At 32.4% G+C, this 19252-nt stretch carries 18 protein-coding genes; 7 read left to right on the forward strand and 11 right to left on the reverse strand.

Going from position 1 to position 19252, the window contains the following annotated elements; genetic code table 11:
- Positions 1–480, forward strand: coding sequence for an Lrp/AsnC family transcriptional regulator (locus tag NO995_RS07990; protein ID WP_240575007.1), 480 nt, complete (start codon positions 1–3; stop codon positions 478–480).
- A gap of 57 nt (positions 481–537) precedes the next feature.
- Here the strand turns inward: NO995_RS07990 and NO995_RS07995 are convergent, their stop codons facing one another.
- Both NO995_RS07995 and NO995_RS08000 read right to left on the reverse strand, forming a co-directional pair.
- Complete coding sequence (locus tag NO995_RS07995; RefSeq protein WP_258227048.1) at positions 538–1821, reverse strand: nucleotide sugar dehydrogenase; 1284 nt, start codon at positions 1819–1821, stop codon at positions 538–540.
- 15 nt (positions 1822–1836) lie between these two features.
- Entirely contained in the window at positions 1837–2835 is a 999-nt protein-coding gene (locus NO995_RS08000) for an SDR family oxidoreductase (protein ID WP_258227049.1), read from the reverse strand.
- A gap of 134 nt (positions 2836–2969) precedes the next feature.
- Here NO995_RS08000 and NO995_RS08005 point away from each other — a divergent pair, with 134 nt between their 5' ends.
- The gene (locus NO995_RS08005) at positions 2970–4097 is read left to right on the forward strand and encodes a DegT/DnrJ/EryC1/StrS aminotransferase family protein (RefSeq protein WP_258227050.1); all 1128 of its coding nucleotides are present in this window, start codon (positions 2970–2972) and stop codon (positions 4095–4097) included.
- 38 nt (positions 4098–4135) lie between these two features.
- Here NO995_RS08005 and aroB read toward each other — a convergent pair whose 3' ends face one another.
- The gene (gene aroB / locus NO995_RS08010) at positions 4136–5203 is read right to left on the reverse strand and encodes a 3-dehydroquinate synthase (RefSeq protein WP_258227051.1); all 1068 of its coding nucleotides are present in this window, start codon (positions 5201–5203) and stop codon (positions 4136–4138) included.
- 101 nt (positions 5204–5304) lie between these two features.
- On the opposite strand from aroB, the gene NO995_RS08015 reads away from it, so the two are divergent.
- A complete protein-coding gene (locus tag NO995_RS08015) occupies positions 5305–6480 on the forward strand; it encodes a proline dehydrogenase family protein (protein WP_258227052.1) in 1176 nt (391 codons plus the stop codon).
- A gap of 2 nt (positions 6481–6482) precedes the next feature.
- On the opposite strand, the gene NO995_RS08020 is transcribed toward NO995_RS08015, so the two are convergent.
- The 4 genes from NO995_RS08020 to NO995_RS08035 form a co-directional block, all read right to left on the reverse strand.
- The gene (locus NO995_RS08020) at positions 6483–7547 is read right to left on the reverse strand and encodes a polysaccharide biosynthesis protein (protein WP_258227053.1); all 1065 of its coding nucleotides are present in this window, start codon (positions 7545–7547) and stop codon (positions 6483–6485) included.
- A gap of 65 nt (positions 7548–7612) precedes the next feature.
- Positions 7613–8209, reverse strand: coding sequence for a sugar transferase (locus tag NO995_RS08025; RefSeq protein WP_258227054.1), 597 nt, complete (start codon positions 8207–8209; stop codon positions 7613–7615).
- A gap of 8 nt (positions 8210–8217) precedes the next feature.
- On the reverse strand, positions 8218–8565 hold the full coding sequence (locus tag NO995_RS08030) for a hypothetical protein (protein ID WP_240574999.1): 348 nt from the start codon (positions 8563–8565) through the stop codon (positions 8218–8220).
- A 41-nt stretch (positions 8566–8606) separates the two neighbouring features.
- The gene (locus tag NO995_RS08035) at positions 8607–9806 is read right to left on the reverse strand and encodes an alanine dehydrogenase (protein WP_240574998.1); all 1200 of its coding nucleotides are present in this window, start codon (positions 9804–9806) and stop codon (positions 8607–8609) included.
- Positions 9807–10011: 205 nt separating this feature from the next.
- Here NO995_RS08035 and NO995_RS08040 point away from each other — a divergent pair, with 205 nt between their 5' ends.
- A complete protein-coding gene (locus NO995_RS08040) occupies positions 10012–12450 on the forward strand; it encodes an outer membrane beta-barrel protein (protein ID WP_258227055.1) in 2439 nt (812 codons plus the stop codon).
- Here the strand turns inward: NO995_RS08040 and NO995_RS08045 are convergent.
- The 4 genes from NO995_RS08045 to NO995_RS08060 all read right to left on the reverse strand — a co-directional run bounded on the left by NO995_RS08045 (position 12447) and on the right by NO995_RS08060 (position 15308).
- The gene (locus NO995_RS08045) at positions 12447–12923 is read right to left on the reverse strand and encodes a hypothetical protein (protein WP_258227056.1); all 477 of its coding nucleotides are present in this window, start codon (positions 12921–12923) and stop codon (positions 12447–12449) included. The genes NO995_RS08040 and NO995_RS08045 overlap by 4 nt on opposite strands.
- Before the next feature lie 7 nt (positions 12924–12930).
- Positions 12931–13074: a hypothetical protein gene (locus NO995_RS08050; protein ID WP_258227057.1), complete on the reverse strand. Its 144-nt coding sequence runs from the start codon at positions 13072–13074 to the stop codon at positions 12931–12933.
- A 185-nt stretch (positions 13075–13259) separates the two neighbouring features.
- Positions 13260–13664, reverse strand: a complete 405-nt coding sequence (gene tsaE / locus NO995_RS08055) for a tRNA (adenosine(37)-N6)-threonylcarbamoyltransferase complex ATPase subunit type 1 TsaE (protein WP_258227058.1) — start codon at positions 13662–13664, stop codon at positions 13260–13262.
- Between the two features lie 90 nt (positions 13665–13754).
- Positions 13755–15308 carry a PglZ domain-containing protein gene (locus tag NO995_RS08060; RefSeq protein ID WP_258227059.1) on the reverse strand — a complete coding sequence of 518 codons (1554 nt, stop codon included), beginning with the start codon at positions 15306–15308 and terminating at the stop codon, positions 13755–13757.
- Between the two features lie 106 nt (positions 15309–15414).
- Between NO995_RS08060 and NO995_RS08065 the strand changes: the two genes are divergently transcribed.
- The 3 genes from NO995_RS08065 (at position 15415) to NO995_RS08075 (ending at position 19178) form a co-directional block, all read left to right on the forward strand.
- A complete protein-coding gene (locus NO995_RS08065; RefSeq protein ID WP_258227060.1) occupies positions 15415–16635 on the forward strand; it encodes an HD domain-containing protein in 1221 nt (406 codons plus the stop codon).
- 117 nt (positions 16636–16752) lie between these two features.
- Complete coding sequence (lpxD, locus tag NO995_RS08070; RefSeq protein ID WP_258227061.1) at positions 16753–17775, forward strand: UDP-3-O-(3-hydroxymyristoyl)glucosamine N-acyltransferase; 1023 nt, start codon at positions 16753–16755, stop codon at positions 17773–17775.
- On the forward strand, positions 17766–19178 hold the full coding sequence (locus NO995_RS08075) for a bifunctional UDP-3-O-[3-hydroxymyristoyl] N-acetylglucosamine deacetylase/3-hydroxyacyl-ACP dehydratase (RefSeq protein ID WP_258227062.1): 1413 nt from the start codon (positions 17766–17768) through the stop codon (positions 19176–19178). The genes lpxD and NO995_RS08075 overlap by 10 nt, the downstream gene beginning before the upstream one ends.
- The last annotated feature ends 74 nt before the right edge of the window (positions 19179–19252 follow it).

Genomic DNA, 19252 nt, shown 5'->3' on the forward strand with positions numbered 1-19252 from the left:
ATGGGGAAAATTAAATTAGACGAGATTGATCACCAAATCCTTGATATGTTAATCGATAACACTAGGATTCCGTTTACAGACATTGCAAAAAAATTACTAATATCGGCAGGTACTGTGCACGTAAGAGTGAAGAAAATGGAAGAACATGGTATTATTAAAGGTTCTTCTTTAATGTTAGATTATAAAAAATTAGGATATTCTTTCATAGCATACGTAGGAGTATTTTTAAATAAAACTTCGGAAACTAAATTTGTTTTAGAAAGAATTAATCAGATTCCTTACGTTACCGTTGCGCATATTACAACAGGTAAATTTAATGTTTTCTGTAAGATTCGTGCAAAAAGTACAGAACACGCTAAGGAAGTAATCTTTATGCTGGATGATATTGAAGGTGTTTACAGAACAGAAACTATGATATCGTTAGAAGAGAGTATCAATGATAAAAAACGATTAATGCATACTATTTTCAATGAAATGTAAGCTTAATCTCTATGCATAAGAAAAACGCTGATTTATATAATCAGCGTTTTTTTTGTTTTATAGCCTTCCGTTAACAGGTTCTTTTAAAAAACCTTTTACGTCGTATAGAACGCTATTTGGTTTTAAAAGATTCTTTATAGTTATGTTTAGAAATTCGCTGTGAGAAACAGCTAATACTACAGCGTCAAATGTGTTATCTGGTAATTCTGTAATTGTTTTAAGGTTGTATTCGTAAAATACTTCGTCTGGTTCGGCCCAAGGGTCGTAAATCGTTACTTCTGTACCGTAACTTTGTAATTGATTAATTACATCTACAACTTTGGTATTTCTAACATCAGGGCAATTTTCTTTAAATGTGATGCCGAGGATTAAAATTTTAGCATCCTTGATTCGAATATCTTTTTGCGCCATAAGTTTAATAACCTCAGAAGCCACATAATGCCCCATGCTGTCATTCACGCGACGTCCGGCTAAGATGATTTCCGGGTGATAACCTATTTCGATAGCTTTTTGAGCTAAATAATAAGGATCAACACCTATGCAGTGTCCTCCAACTAAGCCAGGTTTAAAAGGAAGAAAGTTCCATTTGGTTCCGGCAGCTTCTAAAACGGCTTGTGTGTCAATATTCATTAGGTTGAAAATCTTTGCTAACTCATTCACAAAAGCAATATTAATATCGCGTTGTGAGTTTTCAATAACTTTTGCAGCTTCAGCAACTTTTATAGATGGGGCTAAATGAGTGCCTGCAGAAATAACACTAGCGTATAATTGGTCTACTTTTTTACCAATTTCTGGGGTGGAGCCAGAAGTGACCTTTAGAATTTTGTCTACCGTATGCAATTTATCTCCTGGGTTAATACGCTCCGGAGAATAACCTGCAAAAAAGTCTTTGTTGAATTTTAATCCGCTTATATTTTCTAAAACAGGGATGCATTCATCTTCTGTTACTCCCGGGTAAACTGTGGACTCGTAAATAACAATATCGCCTTGTTTTAAAACTTTAGCAATCGATTCAGTGGATTTATAAAGAGGTGTTAAATCAGGTTTATTGTTTTTGTCAATAGGAGTAGGGACAGTTACAATGTAATAATTACATTCTTTAATGTCTTCTAATTGAGAAGAACAAAAAAGACCATTAGACATGCTTTCTGTTGAAGATTTTAAAACCGCTTTCAGTTCATCTTCTTCAACTTCTAGTGTTATGTCATTGCCTTTGTTTAATTCTTCTATGCGTTTTTGACTGATATCAAAACCTATAACGGGGTATTTTGTAGCAAATAATCTTGCGAGGGGTAAGCCAACATAGCCTAAGCCTACAATAGCAATTTTAATATCCTTCATATGTATTAAAGTCTTTTATCTCAAATGATTCCAATACCACTTAACAGCTTCTTGTAATCCTGATTTTATATCGTATTTTGGGTTGTAATTTAATAAATCTTTTGCCTTGTCTATTGAGGCTAAGGAATGGGGGATGTCACCAATTCTATTGTCTTTGTGTTTAATTTCAATGTGTTTTATATTTTCATCATAAGATGACAGGTAGGTTTTTAGTAAAGACGTAAGTTCTAAAAGTGTTGTACGCTCACCATAGGCTACATTGTAAACGGTATTTAACGCATTTTCATTTGTAGTTGTTAATGCATTAATATTAATTTGAACAACATTATCTATATAAGTAAAATCCCTTGAGTAGCTTCCATCTCCATTAATTACGGGAGATTCATGTTTTATAAGTTGCTGAACAAATTTTGGGATAACAGCAGCATACGCTCCGTTTGGGTCTTGACGTCTTCCAAATACATTGAAATATCGCAATCCGATAGAATCCAAACCATATGTAGAATGGAAAATATCAGCATATAATTCGTTAACGTATTTTGTAATAGCGTATGGAGAAAGCGGTTTTCCTATTTTATGTTCTACTTTAGGTAAAGATTTGCTATCTCCATAAGTTGAGGAGCTTGCGGCATAAATAAAACGCTTTACATTAGCTTCTTTTGAGGCAACAAGCATATTTAAAAAACCAGAAACATTAACCTCGTTTGTGGTGATTGGGTCACTTATAGATCGGGGAACAGAACCTAGAGCGGCTTGATGTAAAACATAATCTACATTGTAGCATGCAGCTTTACAATCATTCAGATTTCTAATATCTCCTTCAATGAGCTTAAAATTCGGATGATTTTTAAAACCCTCCAGATTTTCTCTTTTTCCGGTGGAAAAATTATCCAGACAAGTCACCTTTATATGGTAAGATAGAAGATATTCACAAAGATTTGAGCCTATAAAACCAGCGCCACCCGTTACTAAAACGTGTTTATTTTTTAGGATGTCTAATTGTTCAGGTGTCATTTTATAGTTCTTTTTAGAAAACGGATTAAAAATATAAATGTATTTTTAATTGCTAAACTAATTCATGTATTGTTTTCTTTTTTTATTCAATTTTAAATGATTTAATTTAGTTTTAAACCTACTAAAAGAATTTGATGAGCAGTAGTAAGAGGATTTATTTATCGTCTCCGCATATGAGTGGGTTAGAGCAGGATTTTGTAAATCATGCTTTTGAAACAAATTGGATAGCTCCTGTAGGGGATAATATTGAAGGGTTTGAATCCGATTTGGAAAACTTTCTGAATAATAAAGCTTATGCGATTGCATTAAATTCGGGAACATCAGCAATTCACCTGGCTATGCTGTTATTGGGAATAACAAAAGGCGATGAAGTTTTATGTCAGAGTTTTACGTTTGTAGCTTCAGTGAATCCTGTGATTTATGCTGGTGCAACACCTGTTTTTGTGGATAGTGAAGCTGAAACCTGGAATATGTCCCCAAAACTTCTGGAAGAAGCTATTCAAAACAGAATAAAAAATTACAAAAAACCCAAAGCAATTATTACGGTACATCTTTATGGAATGCCTTATAAAGTTGATGAAATAAATACTGTTGCTAAAAAATATGATATTCCGGTTATTGAAGATGCTGCCGAAGCCCTGGGTAGTTTCTATAAAGGTGAGCCTTGTGGTATTTTTGGGGATTTTAGCGTGTTTTCGTTTAATGGAAATAAAATTATTACGACTTCGGCAGGAGGAGCTTTAATGGTGAAAAATTTAGATGAAAAGAGTAATGCAATATTCTTGTCTAGTCAGGCAAAAGAAGAATCTGAACATTATGAGCATTCTAAAATAGGGTTTAACTATAGGATGAGTAATGTTTTGGCAGGAATTGGGCGAGGACAAATGAAAGTTTTAAAAGGCAGAGTGGAAGCGAGACGGAATAATTTCGAGTTTTATAAAACAGAATTATCTACACTTAAAAATATTACATTCTTAGAGGAGCCTAGTAATAGTGTGTCTAACCGTTGGTTAAGCTGTGTTGTGTTGGAGTCTTTTGAGGAAAGGGAGTGTATTCGTTTAGCTTTAGAAGCCGAAAACATAGAATCACGACCTTTATGGAAGCCTATGCATTTGCAACCTGTTTTTAAAAATTGTTTGAGTTTTACTAATGGAATTTCTGAAGACCTATTCAGAAGGGGGCTATGTTTACCAAGCGGATCCAACCTAAGTCAGGAAGATTTGAAGAAAGTAGTAAACGTGATATTGAAATTGGTTGACTAATAAAAAAAGCCTGCAATTATATTGCAGGCTTTTGGTTTTTATGATGCATAAAAATTAAAAGCATCAATTATAATGTTATCATCGACCAAACAGTCTATTTTCGGTTTACCTATGTCTTCTAAAAGAACGAAATTGATATTCCCATGATTGTTCTTTTTGTCGTATTTCATTAAATCCATAATCGGCTGACGTTCATCTTCACTTATGTCAATCTTTCCGTAGTATTCAGTAAAGAACTCTTTGATTTTTAATGTTGTTTCTTTTGGGAATCCGGTTAACTCTGTTGAGATGTAAGCGGCTAAAATCATACCTATTACAATGGCTTCTCCGTGTAAGAGCGTTGTTTTTTCCGGGGTACTTAAAAAATAAGTTTCAATAGCATGACCTAAGGTGTGGCCGAAATTCAATGTCTTTCTTAATCCGTTTTCGAAAGGATCAATTTCAACGACATTCTTTTTAATTAAAACCGATTCATGAATCAGTTGATCTAAATCGTTCGTGTTTAATTCTGAAAGGTTTTGAAACTTATTCCAATAGTTCTCACTGCTTATAAGTCCGTGTTTTAGCATTTCAGCTAAACCTGAACGCATTTGGTTTTGAGGTAATGTAGCTAGGAATTGGGTATCGATTAATACTAGGTTGGGATTACTTATGACTCCAATTTGATTTTTCAAATGACCAAGATCAACGCCGGTTTTTCCTCCAACAGAAGCATCAACCATGGAAAGAAGAGTTGTTGGGACATTTACATAAGCAATACCACGTTTAAAAGTGCAGGCTACAAAACCTCCTAAATCGGTAATAACTCCGCCGCCAATATTAATTAATAAACTTTTTCTATCGGCATCTAATTCAGATAGGGTGTTCCACACACCAACGCAGGTGTCGATTGTTTTGTTTATTTCGCCAGATTCTATTTCTATAATTTCTATAACAATCTCCGTTTCTAATTGTTTTAAGAAAAATGGTAAGCAAAATTCATGTGTATTTTCATCAACTAAAATAAATATTTTTGAAAAATTATTTTCATTAATGTGCTTATTTAAAGCAGGATATATAATGTCATTAAAATGAATAGTACAGTTGTTTGTTTGAATAGAATCCATTGATTTTTTTAACTTTTTTTTAAGTTGTGAAATTTAAGGAGATTTTACATAAAATGATAACTTCGCCTGCATTATCTTTATATAAATTTTGATTTTTCGTTATGAGTGTAGAACGCATATTCGACAACACGGAAGTAGCCTTTGCGCTTAAAAGTGACTCTGAATTAGAGCGCGCTTATTTTTTATTCAAAATGATATCTATAGAGCCTTTGGTTCGAATAGGGACAGCAGCGACAAATTTTGCAATTAAAGCACATTTGCCGGTTAAAGGTCTTATTCGCGCCACGGTATTCGATCATTTTTGTGGCGGCGTAAATGAAGAGGACTGCTTACCTGTCATTAATAAAATGTATGAAAAAGGCGTGAGCTCTGTACTTGATTTTTCTGTTGAAGGAAAAGAAAGTGAAAAAGAGTTTGATAACGCTTGCAATGTGGTTCTTAAAATCATGGAATTTTCAAAGGAACTAAAAGCTATTCCAATTGCTGTATTTAAACCAACAGGCTTTGGTCGTTTTTATTTATATGAAAAATTAGGAAAAGGAGAAGCTTTTACAGATAAAGAGCAAGAAGAATGGAATAAGGTTGTAGCTCGATTTGATGCTGTTTGTAAAAAAGCGAAAGATTATAATATAGCGGTTCTAATCGATGCTGAAGAAAGCTGGATGCAAGATGCTGCTGATGATTTGGTAACTGAGATGATGAAAAAATATAACACTGAGAAACCAGTTGTATATAATACACTTCAAATGTATCGTCACGATAGAATGGAATTTCTAAAGAAGGAATATGCGAAAGCTAAAGCTGAAGGTTATTTTTTAGGGTATAAGATTGTTCGTGGTGCTTACATGGAAAAGGAAAATGAAAGAGCAGAAGAGAATGGATATCCAACACCTATTTGTGCAAGTAAAGCCGCTACAGATGATAACTTTAATGATTGTTTAAATTATATTTTAGATCATATTGAAGATATATCGCTGTTTGCTGGGACACATAACGAAGAGAGTTCATATTTATTAATGAACTTGATGAAACAAAAAGGATTAGAGAATAATGACTCTCGAGTTTGGTTTGGTCAGTTATATGGAATGAGTGATCATATAAGTTTCAATTTATCAAGCTTAGGTTATAATGTAGCTAAATATATTCCTTTTGGCCCGGTTAGAGATGTGATGCCTTATTTAATTCGTCGTGCAGAAGAAAACACTTCAGTGGCGGGGCAAACAGGAAGAGAGTTAACATTATTGACCAAAGAAAAGAAGCGAAGAAAGAAACTTTAATATTAAAGAAGTTTTTTTAAAATCGACTTAATTTCCTGAGTTGATGATTCTGGAGAAATATTTTCCAAAGATTTAAAGTCTACTATTTGTTTAGTAGGCTTTTTTTTGTGTTCAATCTGAAAGATTTCGGGGTGATTTGTTGGAGTTAGTAATTCACTTTCAGCTACCATAGTTTCGTGCATTTTTTCTCCAGAACGAACACCTGAAACTTCAATTTTTAAATCACTCTTTTTTGAAATGGAAATAATAGCTTTTGCTAAATCTAAAATCTTTACGGCTTGACTTGTTTTAAATATTAAAGTATTGTTTTTGTTCGTTTTAAGACAGGTAGACTCAAGTATTAGTTGACATGCTTTTTCTTTGCCTATAAAGTAGCGCGTCATGCTATTATCAGTAATTGTTAGAGTTGAATTCAACTCAATTTGTCTTAAAAACACAGGTAGCACAGAGCCATTCGAACCTAGTATATTTCCAAACCTAGTTATTATAAATTGTGTATTTGAATTTGGAGTAATTTGTTTGAGATACTGTTCTGAAATATTTTTAGTCATTCCCATAATACTGGTGGGTTCAACAGCTTTGTCGGAAGAAATAAAAACAAAGGTCTTTACATTATAGTTAATAGCAAAATCTGAAAGGTGCTTTGTTGCTAAAATGTTTGTTTTTATAGCTTCGTAAGGATGAGTTTCCATTAGAGGCACATGCTTATAAGCAGCGCAATGAAAAATAATGGTTGGTTTGTAGGTGTTAAATAAACATTCAACCGAAGTTTTATCGTTTATGTTTGTTATTTTGAAAACTATTGAACTGGTGAGTTGTGTTTCAAAATCAATAAAAAGGTTATAAAGTGCAGATTCTGCAATATCGACCAGGATGATTTTTTTATAAGAACATTTTATAAGTTGATTAAATAGTTCTTTACCAATCGTACCTGCAGCACCAGTAATTAAGATGGTTTCTTCAGAAAAATCGAAAGTTTTATTCGGATTGAAATTATTAATATTAGTATCAAATATATTGGTATGGTTAATAAGTTGATCTATATAATAATCAATCGAGTAGTTCATTCGGTTTAATTTAAGTAGCTACAAAGTAGAAATAATAAAAATTTAGTGCAAATAGAAGTTATTTCTTATTCTACGATAATCTTGGTAAAAGTTTGTAATAATAATTTTATATCGAACAATAAACTTCTTTTTTTAATATATTCCTTGTTGAGTTTTAATTTATCCGGCATGATAGAATGAATGTAGAATTTTTCTGGGTTTTCAGCTGATTTTAATAACTCTGCTTCATGCCTGTATTTTATAGATGCCAAACCTGTAACGCCTGGTTTAACGGCTAATACTTCTAAATCAGATTGAGAATACAAGTTAACATAATGTCGCAATTCAGGTCTTGGGCCTACAAAACTCATGTCTCCAATTAAAACGTTGATTAGCTGAGGGAGTTCGTCTAATTTATATTTGCGTAAAATACAGCCTAGTTTCGTTATTCTTTTATCGTTGTTCCCTAAGGTAAGAAGGTTTTTATCTTCAGAATTAACAATCATAGTACGAAACTTAAAGATATTGAAATCTTTATTCATTTTGCCGACACGCGATTGTTTAAAAATAACAGGTCCTTTTGAATCTAGTCTTATGAGAAGAGCTAATAATAGGAGCAAAGGAGTAAATAAAACGAGCGATAAAAAAGAAAAAACAATATCAAATATTCGTTTTATTACCATGCCCCATTTTATTTGTATGCAATATTGCTTATGGTTGCAATACTATCGCAGTTTTCAATCGTTAATAAAATATTTTTTTCTTCATATTCTCCTTCAACAACATAAACTCCGCATGGTTTTTTATGCACATCACTTTCAGAGAAATTAACATCCCCTTTTTTTAAAATATAATTCACCATAATAGTGTCCGATAATTCTGAAGGATAAACAATTTGCTTTTCTCTTATATTTTTAAGCACTCTGGCATCTGGCCCGTAACTGCATGATACTTTTTTTCCGTTTAAAAAGAATGCCAAAATGATTAAACCGAATGAAAATCCGCCAAGATAATACCCAATACGTTGAATTAATTTCATGTATAAAATTTATGGTTGGCTTTAATTAAAACAGGATGAGATTAAAATATAATTAAATTAATGTCGCTGTAATTAAGGTTAAACCATTCACCAACCGATTTGTTTGTTAAAATTCCGTGGTAAAAGTACAACCCATTTTTTAAACCTTTGTCAAATCTTATAGAATTTTCAACGCCGCCATCTTCAGCAATCTTTAAGAGGTATGGTGTAAAAATGTTACTGATTGATAATGATGATGTTCTGGAATATCTTGCTGGAATGTTAGGCACGCAATAGTGTACAACGTCATGTTTTAAAAATGTTGGTTGTTTGTGAGAAGTGACTTCACTGGTTTCAAAGCAACCACCCATATCAATGCTAACGTCAATAATGATACTGCCTTTCTTCATGACTTGAACCATGTTTTCGGTAACAATAATAGGGGAGCGGTTATTTCCTCGAATCGCACCAATAACCACATCACAGCGCTTAAGAGCTTTCGTTAATATTTTAGGTTGTATGGTGGAAGTATATAATGGACGACCTAAATGTGTTTGAATACGTCTTAACTTGGTAATTGAATTATCGAAAATCTTTACACTTGCACCTAAACCAATGGAACTTCGTGCAGCAAATTCACCAACGGTCCCTGCTCCAAGTATAACGACTTCCAATGGAGGTACACCACTGATATTGCCAAACATACGTCCGTTTCCGCTTTTAGCGTCTGTTAAAAGTTCTGAAGCAATTAAAACCGCAGCTGTCCCTGCAATTTCACTCTGCGATTTAACAGCAGGGTAGTTGCCGTCAGTATCACGAATAAATTCAAAAGCCAAGGCTGTAATGCGTTTAGCTGCAAGGGCTTCGAAATATTTTTTAGATTGTGTTTTAAGTTGTAATGCTGAAATGAGAATCGTTTGTGGATTCATCATTTTGATTTGTTCTAAGCTTGGTGGTTCAACTTTTAAAATCATCGGGCAAGCAAAAACTTTAGCCGTGTCTTTTGTGATTTCGGCCCCAGCTTCACTATACTCCTTGTCACTAAAATTTGCACCATCACCAGCTCCAGACTCTAAAAGAACACGGTGACCATTACTAACAATAGCAAAAACAGCATCAGGTGTTAAGCAAATACGGCTTTCTTGAAAAGCTGTTTCTTTTGGGATCCCTATAAAAAGCTCACCTTTTCGTTTAAAAATTTCCAGTGTTTCCTCTTGGGGTAAGAGTTGTTGTTTTGTGAAAGGAGATAATTGTTTAGACATGCTTTATGCTTGGTTGATATCAAAAAGTTAAATTACAAATTATTTAGTTAGCACATTTAAGTAAAAAGGAAATTTTTCGATTTATATCTTTAATATGTTATTCGTCTGATATTTTACAGGTTAACAAATAAAGTTTTGGCTTTTATGGATTTCCCTCAAAATATTTTAAATAAATTATTTTATGTTTGTATGTAGAAATCGCTCTATGTTAAAAAAACTACCACTACTTTTTATATGCTTCTTTCCTTTGTTTGCTTTGACGCAAAACTACATTATTTCCGGACATGTAGTAGATGAAAATAAAATCTCGGTTGCTTTTTCTAATGTTATTTTAATGGATAGCGATTCTGAAGTAAAAAGTGGAACAACAACAGATGATTCAGGTGATTTTAAATTTGAAAACATTCAAGAGGGTACTTATATTCTTAAGATTTCGTATTTAGGTTTTGAAGATTACAGTTTGACTTTTGAGTTGTACAAAAATATAGCATTTAACAATATTGTTTTAAGTGAAAAGGCTGAGGCATTAGAAGGAGTTTTGGTTACCGCTAAAAGACCCACTGTAAAACGATTGATTGACCGTGTTGTTTTTGATGTTGAAAATTCTACATTGTCAAATTATAATGTTTTAGATGTTTTAAAGAATACACCAGGTGTAATGGTGGCAGATAATAAGATTACTGTTAAAAACGGAGAGCCGATAATTTACTTAAATGATAAACGGGTTTATTTGTCTTCTAATGAAATTCAGCAACTCTTAGAAGGCACTACAGCTCAAAACTTGAAATCAATTGAGGTTATAACTAATCCTCCAGCAAGATACGATGCAGAAGGAAATGCTGTAATAAATATTGTAACTAGTAAAAATATTGTAGCAGGCTATAATGGTAGTGTTTATGGAAATTACAAGCAAGGTTATAAATACCCGAAGTATTCTTTAGGAACAAGTCACTTTTTTAAAGCTGATAAATTAAATGGGTATTTAAACTATAGTGGAAATCCAAGAAAAGATTACAGGCATAATAGTGAAATTGTAAATTTCAAAGATGAATTAAACGAAACATCAGCTATTTGGGAAACAGATTTTAAACGCACTAAAGAAACTCTTAATCATAATTTAAACGCTAATATAGATTATGAGTTAAATGAAAATAACACTTTAAGTTTTTCTTCCAGTATTTTAATTGCCCCAGAAAAAAACACAAATACAGATATTAATTCAACTACCGAAATGTTTAGTGTGAATTATATTTTAGATTCTTTATTCGACACAACTAATAGGGCTAATCTTAAAACCAATAATTTGGCTTTTAATCTTGATTTTGTTCATGATTTCAAAAAAGAAGGAGAAAAGTTATCTGTAAATTTTCATCATACAAATTATGATTTTACAAGTTTACAAAATGTAAATACAAAATATTATTTGCCAAATGGAAACGTCTCTTTTAGAGAAAATGTGTTTCAAACAAATGCAAATCAAAAAACACAATTATATACTGGGCAATTAGATTATCAATTACCTTTAAATCATAACATTCAAATCGAAGCAGGCATTAAGGTTTCTGACATTGATTCAGAAAGTTTTATTAATCAGTTTGTTTTAAATAACGGTCAGATATCGGAAGATATTGACGAGCAAGACACCTTTCTTTATGGAGAAAAAAATTACGCTGTTTATTCAAGTTTTGCAAAAGACTGGGATAAATGGAGTTTTAAAACAGGATTGCGAGTTGAGCACACCAGCTTGATCGGGGAGTTATTGTTAGCGGCAAGTTCGAATAAAATAAATTATACTAAATTCTTTCCTTCATTTTATTTATCTGATCAAATTAATGATAATAATCAGATTTACTTTAGTTATAATAAACGAATATCAAGACCAAGATATAATGATTTAAATCCATTTAAATATTACTTAAACGATAACACCTATATCGTTGGAAACCCGAATTTACAACCACAAATTGATGATGTTTTTACTTTAGGCTATACTTTAAAAAGCACCTATACATTTGAGGTTTATTACAGAAACGAAAACAATCCGTCGTTACAATTATTACAGCAGGATAATGAAAATAATAAGGTTAGATATATAAATACAAATATTGACAGAAATATATCTTATGGATTGGATTTTATGACGTATACCAACATTGTCACGAACTGGAATTTGTATGTATTGTCTTCTTTGTTTTATTACGAAGGAAAGTACTATGGAGGGTTAAATAAAAATCAACTATACACAAATGATAAATGGTCTGTTTACGGTCAGATTATTAACTATTTTTCTTTTTTACAAGACAAAAGTTTAACCGCTGATATATCCTATAATTATATTTCCGCAATAGTTGATGGGCCTTCAGTGTATAGTTTACGTCACGGACTTGATGTGAATTTAAGAAAATCTTTTTGGAGTAATAGAGCTTCGTTAAGTATTGGTGTTACAGATGCTTTTAATACTCAAAATTTTGATATGACAAATAATTATGCTAACCAAGATCTATACATGAAGTCCAGAATGGAAAACAGAATGTTTACTTTTGGTTTTAATTATAAGTTTGGTAATTATAAGTTATCTTCAAATAAGAAAGAAATTAATATAGATGAACGAGATCGATTAGAAAATAATAATTCGAATCATTAAAAATAATTTCTAAGCCTATCCCAGAAGTTTTTAGGAGTCATTTTAAATTCATCTTCAAGTTCCTCCATAGTTTTATCTGCATTATTGATTTTGTTAAAAATCTGCGCTCGAATAAGATATATAGAAGGTACAATAACTGCCATTATAGGAATTAGATATATTAATTGATTAGAATCAACATAATCTAAATCATCATTTAATGTGATGAAAATTTGATAGGCATACATAGCAATAGGAACAAGTAAAACATGATACCACCAATGACGACAAGTAAAGAACCAAATAAAAATTAAATATAATGGTATAACTTTACCGGTTAAAGTCCAGGCTAAAACAAAGATGCTACCATAGTATTTACTGTCGTATGTAAATAAAAAAGTGTCCCAAACTTGAATGTCTGGAGCACTTTCATATAGGTAAAATAAATAGGGTGTAATTGCTATCAATGTAGCTATAATACTCCCTATAATCAAGCTTTTTTTATCCAGCCGATGGAACTTTAATTCTTGATCTTTCAATTTTTGCTGTTTGTTGCTCATCTTGGTTAACTGCGTTAGCTGCATAAGCTGTAAACAACATTCCTCCGAAGATCGCTAATGCGATTAAATACTTTTTAGTTTTCATTTTTTAAGGGATTTAATTAATTAATTACCCAAATGTAACTAAAGGCTGATTTGAAGTTTTTCTTAAAATGTTAAAAAAATGTTAAAAACTAATGTTTTTGTTTTTTTTGTTACGGGTTTGCCGTAAAACTTCAAATTTCGGAGCAAATGTGTGTTTATATCATGTAACTTAAACGTTATTAATTACTATTTTAGAACTAATAATCTATTATTAGCTTCCTTTACATCAATTGATATGATGTCAAATTTATTTGGCAATAAATCATCTATGACATCTGGCCACTCAATTAAATTCCAGTATCCCGAATCTAAATAATCTTCTATGCCAAAATTATAAGCCTCTTCAATATCTTTAATTCTATATAAATCGAAATGATAAATTTTGTCATTTGTCAATTCATATTCATTAACTATTGAAAAGGTAGGGCTGCTCACTTCGTCATGACTTCCTAAAGCTTTAATTAAAGCCTTAATTAGTGTTGTTTTTCCAGCGCCCATATTACCATGAAATAATAATGTCTTGGTTTTTAGGTTTTTGATGATTTGCTCAGCAACATTATCAAGTTGATCAAGATTATAATTTATTTCCAATTCAATCAAATTTAAAAACAATATTACAAATTATATACGAAAATTGCTAATCATTTTAGCTTTTTATCGGATTTTTATGTATTTTATAGATTATTTTGGTAGAAAAACGGAAAAAGGAATAATCATCTCTTCTAGCGAAACACCACCATGTTGGTATGTGTTTCGGTAATAACTAACATAATGGTTATAGTTATTAGGATATGCAAAGAATGAATCACTTTTCGCGAAAATATAAGAACTACTCATATTTATTGAAGGCAAATGCACTTCTTTTGGATCTTTAAACACAAGTACTTCCTTCTCTTCATACGTTAAGCTTCTACCGGTTTTATAGCGCAAATTTAAACTAGTATCTCTATCTCCAATAACTTTAGATGGGTTTTTTACATTAATAGTACCATGATCTGTAGTTATGATTAATTTAAAACCTAATTGCTGAGCTTGTTGAATCATTTCTAAAAGAGGTGAATTTTTAAACCAGCTAAGAGTTAAAGATCTGTAAGCCTTATCGTTGGAAGCTAATTCCTTTACAACTTCCATTTCTGTTTTAGCATGCGAAAGCATATCAACAAAATTATAAACGACTACTGTGAGATCGTTGTTTTTGAGTGATTTAAAATTATCGACTAGCTTTTTTCCTGTTTTAAGATTAGTGATTTTATGAAATTCACAAGTCAAGTGACTCAGGTTTAATCGCTTCATTTGTGCCTGTAAGAAATCTTCCTCATGCAGATTCTTGCCTCCCTCGTCAGTGTCGTTTTTCCAGTACTGAGGATATAGTTTCTCCATGTCGCCTGGCATTAGCCCGGAAAAAATAGCATTTCTAGCATATTGAGTTGCTGTTGGTAATATGCTAAAAAAAGCTTCTTCATGATTTTTTTTATAATGATTGTTAACAATAGGCTCGAAAACTTTCCATTGATCATAACGTAAATTATCAACTACAACTAATAGTGTTGGTTGGTCTTTGCTTAGTTCCGGAACAATTTTTTCTCTGAATAAAGTGTGAGACATTACAGGAGCTTTGGTGTGAGGACTGAACCAATCGGCGTAATTTTTCTCAATAAACTTCCCGAATTGAATGTTAGCTTCTGTTTTTTGAGATTCCAGAATTTCAAACATACTCGGGTCTTCAATATTTTCTAATTGAATCTCCCAATACAGTAATTTTTGATATAAACTCACCCATTCTTCAAAAGAATTTACCATAGCTAAATCCATGGCTATTTTTCTAAATTCTTGTTGGTAGCTTGATGTTGTTTTTTCAGAAACCAATCTGGAATGGTCTAAGTTTTTTTTCAGACTTAATAATATTTGATTCGGATTTACTGGCTTTATGAGGTAGTCGGCTATTTTACTGCCAATAGCTTCTTCCATAATATATTCCTCCTCACTTTTTGTAATCATGACAACTGGAAGATTGTCTTGCTTGGCTTTTAACTCATTTAAGGTTTCAAGACCTGTAAGTCCAGGCATATTTTCATCTAAAAATACAATATCAAATTTTTCATTTTCTAAAACATCGATGGCTTCAGTACCGCTTTTGCAGGTGGTTACATTGTAATTGCGTTGCTCTAAAAATAAAATATGTGGTTTTAGTAAGTCAATTTCATCATCTACCCAAAGTATTTGTATTGCACCCATTTAAATATGTTTAATAATTAATTTATTTCAATTTGTTTTGTAAATGTCTTTTGTTGAGACTGTCTATATATTTATATTTGTTAGTATAAACCTTAATGATTAAAGTTTGAACAAACTTAAAATATTAAACGACCCAATTTACGGATTTATTACTATTCCGAATTCTCTAATATTCGATTTAATTCAGCATAAATATTTTCAACGTTTACGTAGAATAACCCAAATGGGGATGTCTTATACGGTTTATCCGGGAGCGCATCACACGCGTTTTCATCATGCTATTGGCTGCGTGCATTTAATGCAGCAGGCGGTTAATGTACTTCGTTTTAAAGGGGTTACAGTATCTGAAGAAGAAGAAAACGGACTCTATATAGCAATTTTATTGCATGATATTGGTCATGGGCCATTTTCGCACGCCATGGAACATAGCATTGTGAATAGCGTGTCTCATGAGCAACTTTCATTGCTTTTCATGGAACGTTTAAACGAGGAATTTAACGGAAGTTTAACGTTAGCAATTGAGATTTTTAAAGGAGAATACCCGCGCGCTTTTATGTGTCAGTTAATCTCTGGTCAATTTGATATTGATCGTGCCGATTATTTAAAGCGGGATAGTTTTTACACAGGTGTTGCTGAAGGTAATGTGAATAGCGAGCGTTTAATTACGATGCTCAATGTGGTTGATGATAATTTGGTTGTTGAAGAGAAGGGTATTTATAGTGTAGAAAAGTTTATTGTAGCCCGGCGATTAATGTACTGGCAGGTGTATCTTCATAAAACAGGATTGGTTGCCGAACAATTATTGATAAGGGTACTGCAACGTGCTAAAGAGTTATATAGTGAAGGTTATAAATTAACTGCAAGTAAGGCTTTAATCTATTTCTTGGAAAATAAAATTAAACTAGAAGATTTTAATGAACACAGACTTAATGTTTTTGCACAATTAGACGATTATGACGTTATAAGCGCCATGAAGGAATGGCAGTTTGAAGATGATTTTGTATTGAGTCATTTATGTGAAATGATTATCAATAGAAATCTTTTAACCATAAAATTGAAAAAGAAACCCATAAAACCTGAAAGTCTGGAAAGGTTTTTAGAGGAATTAATAGCTAAATATAATATAAGTAGAGAAGAGGCGTCTTATTTTGTTTTTACTGGAGATATTTCAAATCAGGCTTATCAGCTTAAAAATAAGAGTATAAATATTTTACATAAATCGGGTAAAATTCAGGATGTGGTTAAGGCGTCGGATCATTTAAACATAAAAGCCTTATCAAAACCGGTAACAAAATATTATATATGTTACCCAAAACAAACAACTTAGGCTATATGGCGTTGAAAAGTGACGTTAATCTTTAAAACAATAAGCGGGTAGAGATGAAAAACTTTAGGACATTTTTCCTATTTTTGCCCAATATATTAAATCATCAAACTCTAAAGTGTGAAATTTACAGCAGAACAAATAGCAGGGATTTTAATGGGTGATGTCGTTGGAAATCCTGATGCTGAAGTGTCTAAACTTTCTAAAATAGAGGAAGGAACCGAAGGCTCTTTAACGTTTTTAGCGAATCCAAAATACAAACACTATATCTACACCACAAAGGCTTCAATCACCATAGTTAATAAAACTTTTGAACCTGAGGAAGAAATCAATACGACGTTAATAAAAGTTGATGATGCTTATCTGGCATTTTCAAAAATTCTCGAATATTACAATTCTGTAAAACTTAATAAAACTGGTATTGAACAACCTTCATTTATAGCTGAATCCTCTAGTTATGGAGACGATATTTATGTAGGAGCATTTTCCTATATAGGTGAAAATGTCACTATTGGGAATAATGTTAAGATTTTCCCTAATTCATATATAGGGGATAATTCTGTTGTAGGAGATAATACCATTATTTTCTCAGGGGCAAAAATATATTCAGAAACTGTTATTGGTAAGAATTGTGTGATCAACTCAGGTTCTATTATTGGTGCCGATGGATTTGGTTATGCGCCTAACGAAGAGGGGGGATACAATAAAGTACCGCAGACAGGAAATGTAATTATTGAAGATTATGTAGATGTTGGTGCGGCCACCACAATAGATAGAGCAACTCTAGGTTCAACCATAATTAGAACGGGAGTTAAGCTAGACAATCAGATTCAGATTGCTCATAATGTCGAGATTGGAAAAAACACCGTTATTGCTGCACAAACCGGAATAGCAGGATCGACCAAAATTGGTGAAAACTGTGTAATTGGAGGTCAGGTTGGTATTGCCGGACATATTGTTATTGGTAATAATGTGAAAGTTCAGGCACAATCTGGCATTGCCAGAAAAGTAAAAGATAACGAAGTGTTACAAGGGTCTCCTGCGATAACACTTAGTGATTATAATAAATCGTACGTTCACTTTAAGAACCTACCTAAGATTGTTAAAAACATTAATGATTTAGAAAAAAATAAATGGGAATAGTAGTTACTGAAACGAAGCAAAAAACTATTGAGAAAGAAATTTCTTTAACTGGTGTTGGTTTACATACAGGTAAAGACGTTACCTTGACTTTTAAACCAGCTCCTGCTAATACCGGATTAGCATTTAAGCGAGTGGATTTAGAGGGTGCGCCTGTTATTGAAGCTGATGCAAATTATGTTACAAACACCCAAAGAGGGACATGTTTAGAAAAAAACGGAGTTACTATTCAAACTTCAGAACATGTACTTGCAGCGTTAATTGGTTTAGATATCGATAACGTTATTTTAGAATTAAATGCTTCAGAACCTCCAATTATGGATGGATCTTCAAAGTTTTTTGTGGAAGCTATCGAAAAAGCAGGTATTGTTGAGCAAGATGCTTTTCGTGAAGAATTTGTAGTGACCGACATTGTTGCTTATACCGATGAAGATTCAGGAAGCGAAATTCTTGTTATGCCGGCAAATCAGTATCAAATTACTACTATGGTAGATTTCGGCACTAAAGTTTTAGGAACTCAAAATGCCACTTTAAATCAGATGTCTGATTTTAAAGAGGAAATATCTACGTCAAGAACATTTAGTTTTTTACACGAAATAGAAATGCTTTTAGAGCATGGTTTAATTAAAGGGGGTGATTTAAACAATGCTATTGTTTACGTAGATAAACCTTTATCTCCTGAAACAATGGAGAAATTGAAAGTGGCATTCAAGAAAGATGCTATTGCGGTTAAACCAAATGGTATTTTAGACAATTTAACTTTGCATCATCCAAATGAAGCAGCCAGACACAAACTGTTAGATGTTGTTGGTGATTTAGCTTTAGTAGGAACTAAAATTAGAGGTAAGGTTATTGCTAACAAACCAGGACACTATATTAATACACAATTCGCTAAAAAATTATCTAAAATAATTAAAAACGAGCGTCGTAACAATGTACCAAATATCGATTTAAATCAGCCTCCATTAATGGATGTGACTCAGATTATGGCTATGTTACCTCACAGACAGCCGTTCTTATTAATCGATAAAGTTTTCGAGCTTAGTGACCAGCACGTAACAGCTACAAAGAATGTGACTATGAATGAGGATTTCTTCAGAGGTCATTTCCCGGGAGCACCTGTTATGCCAGGTGTTTTAATTGTAGAAGCGATGGCCCAGACAGGAGGTATTTTAGTTTTAAGTACAGTTCCGGATCCTGAAAATTATTTAACATTCTTCATGAAAATGGATAATGTTAAATTCAAACAAAAAGTATCTCCAGGAGATACGTTAATATTTAAATGTACATTAATAACACCTATTAGAAGAGGTATTTGCCACATGCAGGGATATGCGTATGCTAACGGAAAATTATGTGCTGAAGCAGAGCTTATGGCGCAAATTTCAAAGGTGAAAAACGATTAATAATAACGAGCCGTTATATGGCTTAAAGACTGATTTCGATAAAAGCATCGAAGCAATAAATCTCGATTATTGAG

The organism is Aestuariibaculum sp. M13, from assembly GCF_024723255.1.
Taxonomy (GTDB): domain Bacteria; phylum Bacteroidota; class Bacteroidia; order Flavobacteriales; family Flavobacteriaceae; genus Aestuariibaculum; species Aestuariibaculum lutulentum.